Annotated in this window: 7 protein-coding genes; 3 read left to right on the top strand and 4 right to left on the bottom strand. The window is 73.4% G+C overall.

The features are described from left to right. Nucleotides 1-4: 4 nt before the first annotated feature. Nucleotides 5-1,342: a glutamate-1-semialdehyde 2,1-aminomutase gene (gene hemL / locus V6U77_RS03650; protein ID WP_334604709.1), complete on the bottom strand. Its 1,338-nt coding sequence runs from the start codon at nucleotides 1,340-1,342 to the stop codon at nucleotides 5-7. Between the two features lie 291 nt (nucleotides 1,343-1,633). Between hemL and V6U77_RS03645 the strand changes: the two genes are divergently transcribed. Next, complete coding sequence (locus V6U77_RS03645; RefSeq protein ID WP_334604708.1) at nucleotides 1,634-1,969, top strand: STAS domain-containing protein; 336 nt, start codon at nucleotides 1,634-1,636, stop codon at nucleotides 1,967-1,969. Nucleotides 1,970-2,206: 237 nt separating this feature from the next. Here the strand turns inward: V6U77_RS03645 and V6U77_RS03640 are convergent, their stop codons facing one another. Together V6U77_RS03640 and V6U77_RS03635 are read right to left on the bottom strand one after the other, a co-directional pair. Beyond that, the gene (locus tag V6U77_RS03640) at nucleotides 2,207-2,761 is read right to left on the bottom strand and encodes a response regulator (protein ID WP_334604707.1); all 555 of its coding nucleotides are present in this window, start codon (nucleotides 2,759-2,761) and stop codon (nucleotides 2,207-2,209) included. Then, nucleotides 2,758-7,125: a HAMP domain-containing protein gene (locus tag V6U77_RS03635; protein WP_334604706.1), complete on the bottom strand. Its 4,368-nt coding sequence runs from the start codon at nucleotides 7,123-7,125 to the stop codon at nucleotides 2,758-2,760. Before V6U77_RS03635 ends, V6U77_RS03640 begins: the two co-directional genes overlap by 4 nt. 234 nt (nucleotides 7,126-7,359) lie before the next feature. Here V6U77_RS03635 and V6U77_RS03630 point away from each other — a divergent pair, with 234 nt between their 5' ends. After that, a complete protein-coding gene (locus V6U77_RS03630) occupies nucleotides 7,360-9,429 on the top strand; it encodes a SpoIIE family protein phosphatase (RefSeq protein ID WP_334604705.1) in 2,070 nt (689 codons plus the stop codon). 154 nt (nucleotides 9,430-9,583) lie between these two features. Next, nucleotides 9,584-10,015 carry a hypothetical protein gene (locus tag V6U77_RS03625; RefSeq protein WP_334604704.1) on the top strand — a complete coding sequence of 144 codons (432 nt, stop codon included), beginning with the start codon at nucleotides 9,584-9,586 and terminating at the stop codon, nucleotides 10,013-10,015. Between the two features lie 44 nt (nucleotides 10,016-10,059). Here the strand turns inward: V6U77_RS03625 and V6U77_RS03620 are convergent, their stop codons facing one another. Further along, nucleotides 10,060-11,409, bottom strand: coding sequence for an FAD-binding oxidoreductase (locus V6U77_RS03620; protein ID WP_334604703.1), 1,350 nt, complete (start codon nucleotides 11,407-11,409; stop codon nucleotides 10,060-10,062). Between the last annotated feature and the right edge of the window lie 72 nt (nucleotides 11,410-11,481).

The following is an 11,481-nucleotide window of genomic DNA, read 5'->3' as shown; positions in this document are numbered from 1 at the left end:
TACGCTACCCCCCGTGACCCGCCGCTGCCGCAGCGTTGGCCGCCGCCGGCAGGGCGGCGGCGATCTGCTCCAGAGCGGCGTCGTCCAGCGCCGCAGACACGAACCACGCCTCGAAGGCGCTCGGCGGCAGGTAGACGCCGCCGGCGAGCATCGCGTGGAAGAACGCCTTGAACGCCGGCACCTGCTGGGTGCGGGCGCTGTCGTAGTCGACCACGTCGGCGTCGGTGAAGAAGATCGAGAACATGTTTCCCGCGTACGACAGCCGGTGCGGGACCCCGGCGGCGGCCAGCGCGTCGGCGGCGAGCCGGCCCACGACGGCGGCCGTGTCGTCGAGCTTGCGGTAGAGCGCGTCGTCGGCCAGCCGCAGCGTGGCCAGGCCGGCGGCGCAGGCCAGCGGGTTACCGGAGAGCGTGCCGGCCTGGTAGACCGGGCCGGCCGGGGCCAGCCGCTCCATGATCTCCGCGCGCCCGCCGAACGCCGCGGCGGGCAGCCCGCCGCCCATGACCTTGCCGTACGTCCACAGGTCGGCGTCGGAGGGGTCGAGGCCGTGCCAACCGGCGCGGGAGACCCGGAACCCGGTCATCACCTCGTCGACGATGAGCAGCGCGCCGTGCGCGTGCGCGATCCGGGCGAGCTGGGAGTTGAAGCCGTCGCGGGGGGCGACCACGCCCATGTTGCCGGCGGCGGCCTCGGTGATGATCGCGGCGATGTGCCGGCCCTCGGCGGCGAACGCCTGCTCGACGGCGGCGACGTCGTTGTACGGCAGCACGATCGTGTCGCCCGCCGCCGCGCCGGTCACGCCCGGCGAGTCGGGCAGGCCGAGGGTGGCCACGCCGGAGCCGGCGGCGGCCAGCAGGCCGTCGGAGTGCCCGTGGTAGCAGCCGGAGAACTTGATGATCCGCGGCCGGCCGGTGAACCCGCGCGCCAGCCGGATCGCCGACATGGTGGCCTCGGTGCCGGAGTTGACCAGCCGGACCTGCTCGACCGGGGTGCGGTCGACGATCTCGGCGGCCAGCTCGACCTCGCCGGGAGTGGGGGTGCCGAAGCTGGTGCCCCGGGTGGCGGCCGACCTGATCGCGTCCACGACCGCCGGGTGCGCGTGGCCGAGGATCAGCGGGCCCCAGGAGGAGACCAGGTCGACGTAGCGCCGGTCGTCGGCGTCGTGGAGCCAGGGTCCCTCCCCCCGGACCATGAAACGCGGCGTGCCGCCGACGGCACGGAACGCGCGCACGGGGGAGTTCACCCCGCCGGGCACGATGGCCTTGGCGCGGTCGAACAGGGCCTCGGAGGCCGGTGCGTCGGCCGGGTAGCGGCCGGATCCGGCGGGAAACATATCGGTCACGATGCCGCCATTGTGTCAGCGTCGGACGGCGAATCGGCAGGCACCCCGCACCGGGGTTACCAGGCTCACCCGGGCCGGCCTCCCACCGCCGCGCCGGCGCGGGCGTTCCCGCCCGCCGCGAGCGCCCGCCCCGCCTCCTGGGCCGCGTCCGTTTCCTCCGCCGGGGCGGCGGGTCGGCTCCCGCCCTCGGGAGGTGCCGCCCGCCTCGTGGGATCGGGATCGTCGCGCTCGAGGGGCCCGATCGGCACCGCTCGACGGGCCGGGTCGTCGAGATCGCGCTAGGCTGACCCGGTGGATCGTGCCGAACTGTCCATCACGCTACACCGGACGGGCGACGAAGCTGTGCTTCGCCTGGCCGGTGAGATCGACATGCTCACGGCCGCCCAGCTGTCGACCGTCGTCAACGAGATCCTCGCCGAACCGCCGCCGCGGATCGTGCTCGACCTCGGCGGGGTCACCTTCTGCGACTCGCAGGGCCTCGGCACCCTCGTCGTGCTCAGCCGCAAGGCCAGTCACGCGCAGAGCCTGCTGGTCCTGACCAACGTCGGCGACTTCCTGCTCCGCGTGCTGGACATCACCGGCCTGCGCAGCGCCCTGATGATCCGCAACGACCAGACCACGGGCTGACCCCCCGCCCAGCCCACGAGTCGACTCCCCCGCCCGGCCACGGGCTGAGGGAGATCTTGGCAGGAAACGGCCCCTCCAGGGGCCGCCAGCTACCAAGATCTCGCGGCGCACGCCGTCCCCCCGCCCGGCGTGGCCCACACGCCCCCGCCCACCCGGGCGTCGATCATGACGTCAGCCCGGGCGATCCGACCATTCCCCTGGCCAACCTCATGATCAACGGGCGGGGGCGGGACCCGGTCAGGGGGTGTTGCCCCAGCGGGCCTGTTCGAGGAGCTGCACCGCGCGGTCGCGGGTGTCCGGGTCGTCCAGGCGCAGCATCCCGGTGGCCTCGTCGACCGCGTCCGTCAGCACCCGCAACTGCGCGTCGCGCTCCCGCACCAGGTCCGACTGGGCCGCGAGCTGCCGGGTCTTGACCCACAGCTCCACGAAGACCGACACCTTGGCCCGCAGCACCCACGGGTCGAACGGCTTGGTCAGGTAGTCGACCGCGCCGACCGCGTAGCCGCGCAGCGCGAGCTGGGCGTCCCGGTCGGCGGCGGTGAGGAAGATGATCGGCACGTGCCGCGTACGCTCGCGCCGCTTGATGTGGCTGGCCGTCTCGAAGCCGTCCATGTCCGGCATCTGGGCGTCCAGCAGGATCACCGCGAAGTCGTCGACCAGCAGCTGTTTGAGGGCCGCCTCGCCGCTCTCGACGGCGACGGACTGCACCGGCAGGCCCTGGAGAATCGCCTCCAGGGCCATCAGGTTCTCCCGGCGGTCGTCCACCAGCAGCGCCTTTGCCATCTGGGTCACGAACTCTCCTCGGTTCGGCTGCCGCCGATCCAGGACGACATGAGTTCGATCAACTCGTCCAGGTCGACGGGCTTGGTGATGTAGTCACTTCCCCCGGCCGCCAGCGCCGACTCGCGGTCGCCGGGCATCGCCTTCGCGGTCAGGAAGACGATCGGCAGGTCGGCGAACCGGTGGTTGCGTCTGATCTGCCGGGTCGTCTCGTACCCGTCCTGATCGGGCATCATCGCATCCATCAGGACGATGTCCACCTCCGGATGCTCAGCCAGCAGGCGGACCCCGTCCGCCCCGTTGTCCGAGTACAACACGGTCAGGCCGTGCAGTTCCAACGCGCTGGTCAGCGCGAAGACGTTCCGGACGTCGTCGTCGACGATCAGCACGGTGGCTCCGTCCAGCCGCCGGGTGGCCGGCGTGGAGGCCGGTTCCGGCAGCTCCGGCGGCGGCATGAGCAGCGAGGACGGCAGCCCCGCCCGCGCCGGTGACGGCGGCAGCGGCGCGACCACCGCGTCCGGGGCCAGCACGTCCGGCACGAAGAGGGTGAACGTCGAGCCCTGGCCGGGCGCCGACGCCACCACGATGCTGCCGCCCAGCAGCCGGGCCAGGTCCCGGCTGATGGACAGCCCGAGCCCCGTGCCGCCGTAGCGGCGGCTGGTGGTGCCGTCGGCCTGCTGGAACGCCTCGAAGATCAGCGACAGCTTGTCGTCGGAGATGCCGATGCCGGTGTCGACCACGGTGAACGCGATGACCTGCCGCGCGTTGGTCAGGGCCGGCACGTCGAAGACCGCGCTGTCGGGCGCCGGCCCGATCCGCAGCGTCACCGCCCCGTCGTCGGTGAACTTGACCGCGTTGGAGAGCAGGTTGCGCAGGATCTGCTGGAGCCGCTGGGCGTCGGTGACCAGCGCCTCCGGCAGGTCCTTGCTGATGCGCACCTGGAAGTCCAGGCCCTTCTCCTCCGCCTGCGGCGCGAACGCCTGCTCCACGTAGCCGCGGATCTCGTCGAACCGGACCGCGGTGGGCTCGACGTCCATCCGCCCCGCCTCGATCTTGGACAGGTCCAGGATGTCGTCGATCAGCGACAGCAGGTCCGAGCCGGCGCCGTGGATCGTCCGGGCGAACTCGATCTGCTTCGGCGTGAGGTTCTGCTCCGAGTTCTCGGCCAACAGTCGGGCCAGCAGCAGCAGCGAGTTCAACGGCGTACGCAGCTCGTGGCTCATGTTGGCCAGGAACTCCGACTTGTACGCCGACGCCCTCGTGAGCTGCTGGGCCTTCTCCTCCAGGCCGAGCCGGGCCAGCTCGATCTCCCGGTTCTTCGTCTCGATGTTGCCCTTCTGCTCCGAGAGCAGCTGCGCCTTGTCCTCCAGCTCGGCGTTGGTGCGCTGGAGTTCCGCCGACTGCTCCTGCAACTCGTGGGCGAGCCGCTGCGACTGCGCGAGCAGTTCCTCCGTACGCCGGTTGGCCTGGATGGTGTTGACGGCGATGCCGGTGGTGAGCACGAGCCGCTCCAGGAACGACAGGTGCAGCTCGGAGAAGGCCGCCACGCTGGCGAACTCGATGACCCCGAGCAGCTCGCCCTCGAAGAGCACGGGCAGCACGACCAGGTCGGCCGGCGGGGTCTCGGCGAGCCCGGAGCGGAGCATCAGCCGGCCGTCCGGCGCCCCGCCCATCCGGATGGTGCGGCGGGACAGGGCGGCCTGGCCGACCAGCCCCTCGCCGGGGCCGAAGGTGACCTCGTGCCCCCGGGCGACGTAGCCGTAGGAGGCGGTCAGCCGCAGCCGCATCACGCCCTCGGAGTTGTCCGCCAGGAAGAACGCGCCGAGCTGCGCGTCGACCAGCGGGGTCACCTCCATCATGATCATCCGGCAGACCTCGCCCAGGTCGCGCTGCCCCTGGAGCAGGCCGCCGATCCGGGCCAGGTTCGAGTCGAGCCAGCCCTGCTCGGCGTTCTTCTTGGTCGTCTCCCGGAGGGTGACGATCATCTGGTTGATGTTGTCCTTCAGCTCGGCGACCTCGCCCTGCGCCTTGACGGCGATCCGCTGGGTCAGGTCGCCCCGGGTCACCGAGGTGGAGACCTGCGCGATGGCGCGCAGCTGGGTGGTGAGGGTCGAGGCGAGCTGGTTGACGTTCTCGGTGAGGTCGCGCCACGTGCCGGAGACGCCCTTGACCTGGGCCTGGCCACCCAGCTTGCCCTCGCTGCCCACCTCGCGGGCCACCCGGGTCACCTCGTCGGCGAACGACGAGAGCTGGTCCACCATCGTGTTCACCGTCGACTTCAACTCCAGGATCTCGCCCTGGGCGTCGACCGTGATCTTCTGCGACAGGTCACCCTTCGCCACCGCCGTGGTGACCGAGGCGATGTTGCGCACCTGCGACGTCAGGTTCGACGCCATCGAGTTCACGTTGTCCGTCAGGTCCCGCCACGTACCCGAGACGCCCTTGACCTGGGCCTGACCGCCCAGCTTGCCCTCCGTACCCACCTCGCGGGCCACGCGCGTCACCTCGTCGGCGAACGACGACAGCTGGTCCACCATCGTGTTCACCGTCGACTTCAGCTCCAGGATCTCGCCCCGGGCATCCACCGTGATCTTCTGCGACAGGTCACCCTTCGCCACCGCCGTGGAGACCTGGGCGATGTTGCGCACCTGGGCGGTCAGGTTCGACGCCATCGAGTTCACGTTGTCGGTCAGGTCCCGCCAGGTGCCGGCGACACCGCGCACCTGGGCCTGCCCGCCGAGCTTGCCCTCCGTACCCACCTCGCGGGCCACCCGGGTCACCTCGTCGGCGAACGACGACAGCTGGTCCACCATCGTGTTCACCGTCGACTTCAACTCCAGGATCTCGCCCCGGGCATCCACCGTGATCTTCTGCGACAGGTCACCCTTCGCCACCGCCGTGGTGACCGAGGCGATGTTGCGCACCTGCGACGTCAGGTTCGACGCCATCGAGTTCACGTTGTCCGTCAGGTCCCGCCACGTACCCGAGACGCCCTTGACCTGGGCCTGACCGCCCAGCTTGCCCTCCGTGCCCACCTCGCGCGCGACGCGGGTCACCTCGTCGGCGAACGACGACAGCTGGTCCACCATCGTGTTGACGGTGTTCTTCAGCTCCAGGATCTCGCCCTGGGCGTCGACGGTGATCTTCTGCGACAGGTCGCCCTTCGCCACCGCCGTGGAGACCTGGGAGATGTTGCGCACCTGGCTGGTCAGGTTGCCGGCGAGCTGGTTGACGTTCTCGGTCAGGTCCCGCCAGGTGCCGGAGACGCCGCGCACCTGGGCCTGGCCGCCGAGCTTGCCCTCGATGCCCACCTCGCGCGCGACGCGGGTCACCTCGTCGGCGAACGACGACAGCTGGTCCACCATCGTGTTGACGGTGTCCTTCAGCTCCAGGATCTCGCCCTGCGCCGCCACGGTGATCTTCTGCGACAGGTCGCCCCGGGCCACCGCCGTGGAGACCTGGGCGATGTTGCGCACCTGGGCGGTCAGGTTCGACGCCATCGAGTTGACGCTGTCGGTCAGGTCCTTCCAGGTGCCGGCCACGTTCGGCACCTCGGCCTGCCCGCCGAGCTTGCCCTCGGTGCCCACCTCGCGGGCCACCCGGGTGACCTGCTCGGCGAAGAGCCGCAGGGTGTCGGTGAGGTAGTTCATCGTGTCGGCCAGCTCGGCGACCTCGCCGCGCGCGCTGACCGTGATCTTCTGCGACAGGTCGCCCTTGGCCACCGCCGTCGCCACCTGGGAGATCGACCGCACCTGGCCGGTCAGGTTCGACGCCATGGTGTTCACCGAGTCGGTGAGGTCCTTCCAGGTGCCGGCGACGCCGCGCACGTCGGCCTGGCCGCCGAGCTTGCCCTCGGTGCCCACCTCCCGGGCGACCCGGGTGACCTCGTTGGAGAAGGACGAGAGCTGGTCGACCATCGTGTTGACCGTGCGGCCGATCCGCAGGTACTCGCCGCGCAGCGGCCGGCCGTCGATCTCCAGGGCCATGTGCTGGGAGAGGTCGCCGTCGGCCACCGCGACGATGACCCGGGCGATCTCCGTGGTCGGCCGGCCCAGGTCGTCGATCAGCGAGTTGACCGCCCGCTGCCCCTCCGCCCAGGAGCCGTCCAGGCCCTCGTCGTCCAGGCGCTCGGTGAGCCGACCGTCCCGCCCGACGATCCGGCTGATCCGCCGCAGGTCGAGGTACTGCCGCTCCTGGAGCGACACGACCTCGTTGAACGCGTCCGCCACCTCACCGGCCCGGCCCGCCCGGCGGGGCAGCCGGACCTTCAGGTCGCCCCGACCGACCCGGCGCAGTGCCTCGGTCAGCTCGCCGAGGAGCGCCTCGTGGTCGGGCGCGGACGGGTCCACGGTCGCCGACTGTTTCGTGGTCATCATTCCTCGCTCAGCTCGGGGCCACCGGCTCCTGCCGACGCCGGCCATCCCCTCATTGTGCCCGCGACCCCCACCCCGGCCGGCGACCATGCAGTCGTGGTGCCTCGTGAAACGGGCGAAGGGTCAGCATCCGCCCACCACGGGTGCATGATCGACGAGGCGGGAGGGCGGGGCGGGGTGGGTACTCGTACGGGCATCGGCTTGGCACCCGCACGGGTGGCGGTGGAGGATACGGGGATGTCAGCGGAGGCGGGGCCCGCGACGAACGGGGGCCGAGACGAGCACGTCCGGCGCGTCAGGCTCCCCGCGGACCGGCGTACACCGGCCGCGGCGCGGGCCCTCGTCCGGTCCGTCCTCACCGAGGCCCGCCTGGACGGACTGGCCAACGAGGCCATGCTGCTCACCACCGAGCTCACCACCAACGCGGTGGAGCACGCCCGCACCGAACTGGACATCGAGGTGGTCGCCGACCAGGTCGGGATCACCGTCACGGTGTCCGACTTCGCCGCCGGCCCCGTGGAGGAGCTGACCGTCGGGGTACGCAACGACGCCACCGACATCGACGAGGTCTCCGAGCGCGGCCGGGGGCTGCTGCTGGTCGACCACTTCGCCAGCCGCTGGGGCACCACCTACCTGCCCACCGGCAAGGGCGTCTGGTTCCGGCTGGACCTGCCCGGCACGGCCACGAACGCCCCGGGGGGGCCCGTCGCGGCGACCGCCGGGGGCGGCGCGCCGACGACCCCGGAGAGCTCCGCGCCGAGCGCCGGGGCCATGAGCGAGCTGATGCAGACCACCCCCGATCCGTACGCCGAGGATCCGCTGCCCGACTTCGCGACCAGCCTGCTCACCCGCGTGGCGGAGATGGTCGGCGCGGCGGGCGGGGTCGTGCGGTTGGACCGGGGCGACGGGCAGGGCACCCAGGTGCTGGCCCGCTACGGCCGCCAGCCCCGGCCCGGCAACGAGCTGCTCCGGGTGCCGCTGGCCGTGCACCGGCCGTACGCCGGCGAACTGGAGCTGGACGCGGCCCCGTCGGCGTACGCGCGACCGTTGGCCGTGCTGATGGCCGAGCGGCTCTCGCTGCACCTGGAGAACGACCGGCTGCGTCGGGCGGACGTCCGCCGGCAGGCCTGGCTGACCTTCCTCGCCGAGGCCAGCGAGCTGCTCGCGCAATCGCTGGACGTCGAGCTGACCATGGCGCTCGTCCCCCAGCTCGTGGTGCCCCGGCTCGGGCAGTGGTGCGCGGTGCACACGACCGACGAGTGGGGCCGGCTGCGCCTCGCGGCGGCCAGCCACGCCGACGAGTCGGTGCTGCCCCAGCTGCACCAGGTCCTCGACGAGACCGGCCCGGACTCGGTCCAGGCCCGGCTGCGCGAGGCGTCCCGCAACGGCACCCAGATGCCGCTCGGCGCGCCGATGGAGGGCTTCGCCGTACCGCTGATCGCGCGGGGGCAGCGGCTGGGCACGCTGGCCGTCGGCCGGCACCAGCGGCACCGGCACGACCCCGACGAGGTCGCCGTGCTGGAGGACGTCGCCCGACGGGCGGCGCTGGCGATCGAGAACGCCCGGATCCACGCCGAACGCCGGCGCATCGCGCACACGCTCCAGCAGTCGCTGCTGCCGCCGGTGCTGCCCGTGGTCGAGGGCATCGGCTTCGCCGCCGAGTACGTCCCGACCGGCGGCGACGTCGACGTCGGTGGCGACTTCTACGACGTGGTGCCCCTGCCGGACGGGCGCTGGCTCGTGGTGATCGGCGACGTCTCGGGCAAGGGGGTGCAGGCGGCCACGGTCACCGGCCTGGTCCGCGACGTCATCCGGGTGCTGGTGGGCGACGGCAAGCCGCTGCCGGAGGCGCTGGCCCGGGTCAACGAGACGCTGTTGGAGCGGGGCGGTGGACGCTACTGCACCCTGGCCCTGGCGGCGGTCGGCCCCGGCGAGGGCAAGCAGCTCGACGTCTGTCTGCATCTCGCCGGCCACGACCGGCCGGTGCTGCTGCCCGCCGGCGGCGGGGCGCGTTTCGTCGGCACCGGGGGCACGGCGCTCGGCCTGCTCGACTCGATCGCCTCCCCGACGGCGGAGGTGCCGCTCGACCCGGGCGACGCGCTGGTCTTCTACACCGACGGGGTCACCGAGCGGCGGCGCGGTCGGGAGCTGTTCGGCACCGAGCGGCTGCGCGTCGCCGCCATGCCGCTGGCCGGCTACTCGGCCGACGTGGTCGCGGCCCGACTCCGCTCGACGGCGATCGGCTTCTCCGCCGAGGCACCCCGCGACGACATCGCCATCCTGGTGCTCCGCAACGACGCCAGCTGAGCACCGGTGGCCCGGCTGGCACGGCCGACCGGCTGGTGGTGACCGGCCGGGGTGGCCTGCCCGCCGTCGGACGGTCGGCGCCGGTCAGGGCCGGCACGCCGCCTGCCCGCGAGAACGGGTCGGCGCCGCCGGACGACTCCGCTAGGTTGGCCGCATGTCGAGCACCGTCCATGGAGCCACCGAGCGTCCGCCGCTGCTGCGCAGCGTCGTCGCCACCCAGGCGGCTCTTCTCGCCGCCTTCGCGGTCGTCGTCGCGCTCTGGGTGGGCCGGATGGCCGTTGCCGGGGTCGGGCCCGAGGAGATGCGCACCGGCGCCTACGACCCGAAGGACCTGGTGCCGTTCGGCCTGAGTGGAGCGAATCCCCTCACCTGGCTGTACGGCGCGGTGTCGCTGCGCTACCTCGCCGGCCTGGCCGCCGGGCCGCTGCTGGCGGTCTACTCGGTGGTGCTGCTGGCCGGGAGCCGGCCGGCCATGTCCCGCCGCACCTTGCGGGTGCTGCTGGGCCTGACCGTGGGCGCGGTGCTGGTGACCGCGCTCCGCTTCGCACCGATCGGCACGGACATGCAGCGCTGGTGGCTGGACTGAGCCAACCGCGACTCCGGCGAGGCGCGAGCGGCTCACCGAGCACGTCAGAGGCCGCCGGGGAGGCGGCCCGGGGCGAGGCGGTGGTGCGGGTCGAGGTGCTCCTTGGCCGCCCGCAGCCGGGCCAGCCCGGCCAGCTCGCCCCACAGGTCGACGGCCCGCCGGACGGCGGCCGGCGCGGAGACCACCACGCACCGGCCCTGCCGGGCGAGGAGCACGCCGCGGACGGCGGCCAGGATCGACGCCACCCGGTCGGGGGGCATGGCACCGGGCAGGGCCGTGTGCACCACGCCGAGGCCGGCGGAGCCGCGCACCGGCACGGGCCCACCGGCGGCGTCCCGCAGCGCGTAGACGGCGGCGTGCAGGTCGGCGATCGGCACCTCGATCCGCAGTGCCGTGTCACCCGGGCCGAACGGGTAGCGCCGCCACCAGTCGGGCGCGGCGTGGCTGGCGGCCGTGCCCGGGCCGAGGAGCGCGACGAGCCGGTCCGCGCGCTCGGCCACGTCGGCCGGACCGCCCTCCAGCAGCACCACCAGCCGCCCGGCGCCGCCCGGGCCGCCGCGGACGCGCCCCGCCATCGACGGGTGCGCGGCCATCGCGGCGGCCCGGGTGCCCTGGCGCGGCCGGGGTCCCGCGCCGGCCGGCAGGTCCAGCTCGACCGCCGCCGGGTCGAGGCGCGCGGCGAGCACGGTGCGGATCAGGTCGTGCACCTCCAGCGGGGTCCACACCGGCCGGCTGACCCAGAGCCGGCCGGCCGGGACGGGCTGCACCCGCAGGGTCGCCGAGACCAGCACGCCGAGCGCACCCTGCGAGCCGCACAGCAGCCGGGCCAGTTCCAGACCGGCGAGGCCGCCCCCGGCGTCGACCAGCTCGCCGTCCGCGTCGAGGTAGCGCACCCGGACGAGCTGGTCGCAGGGGCTGCCGTGGCGGTGCCGCAGCGGCCCCGACTCGCCGGCGGCGAGCACGCCGCCGAGGGTGGCGCCGGGCGACGGGGCGTCGAGCGCCAGGCGCTGCCCGGTGCGGTCCAGCGTGGCCTGCACCGCGCGCAGCGGCGTGCCCGCCCCGACCTGCGTGGTCGGCGCGCCGACCGGCTCGTGCCCGATCCCGGCGAGCCGGCCGGTGTCGAGCATGATGTCGACCCGGTCGGGGGCGGCGCCCCAGTCGATCTTCGTGCCGGCGCCGCGGGGCACCACCGTCAGGTCGTGCCGGGCGGCGAGCCGCAGCACCTCGGCCGCGGCGCGGGCGCCGCCCGGGACGGCGACCCAGCGGGCCGGACGGCCGGCCACCTCGTCGGCGGGGCCGGCGAAGCGGGCGAACGGCGGGCCGCAGATCTCCGCCAACCGGCGGGTGATGTCGAGGGCTCCGGGCCGGTCGGTGGAACTCGTTGCAGCCGCCATGCCGGCCATCGTACACATGTTCGAAAGATGTGGCGGCGGGTCGTCGACGAGGCCGCGCGGCGGGCGGCGCGC

It is taken from the genome of Micromonospora sp. CPCC 205546 (assembly GCF_036902715.1).
GTDB lineage: Bacteria > Actinomycetota > Actinomycetes > Mycobacteriales > Micromonosporaceae > Micromonospora.
This window is presented reverse-complemented; position numbering and strand designations above follow the sequence as displayed.

Coding starts and splice junctions, on each gene's coding strand:
- V6U77_RS03635 (WP_334604706.1), bottom strand. CDS start 7,125: ATGATGACCACGAAACAGTCGGCGACCGTGGACCCGTCCGCGCCCGAC.
- V6U77_RS03630 (WP_334604705.1), top strand. CDS start 7,360: ATGTCAGCGGAGGCGGGGCCCGCGACGAACGGGGGCCGAGACGAGCAC.
- V6U77_RS03625 (WP_334604704.1), top strand. CDS start 9,584: ATGTCGAGCACCGTCCATGGAGCCACCGAGCGTCCGCCGCTGCTGCGC.
- V6U77_RS03620 (WP_334604703.1), bottom strand. CDS start 11,409: ATGGCGGCTGCAACGAGTTCCACCGACCGGCCCGGAGCCCTCGACATC.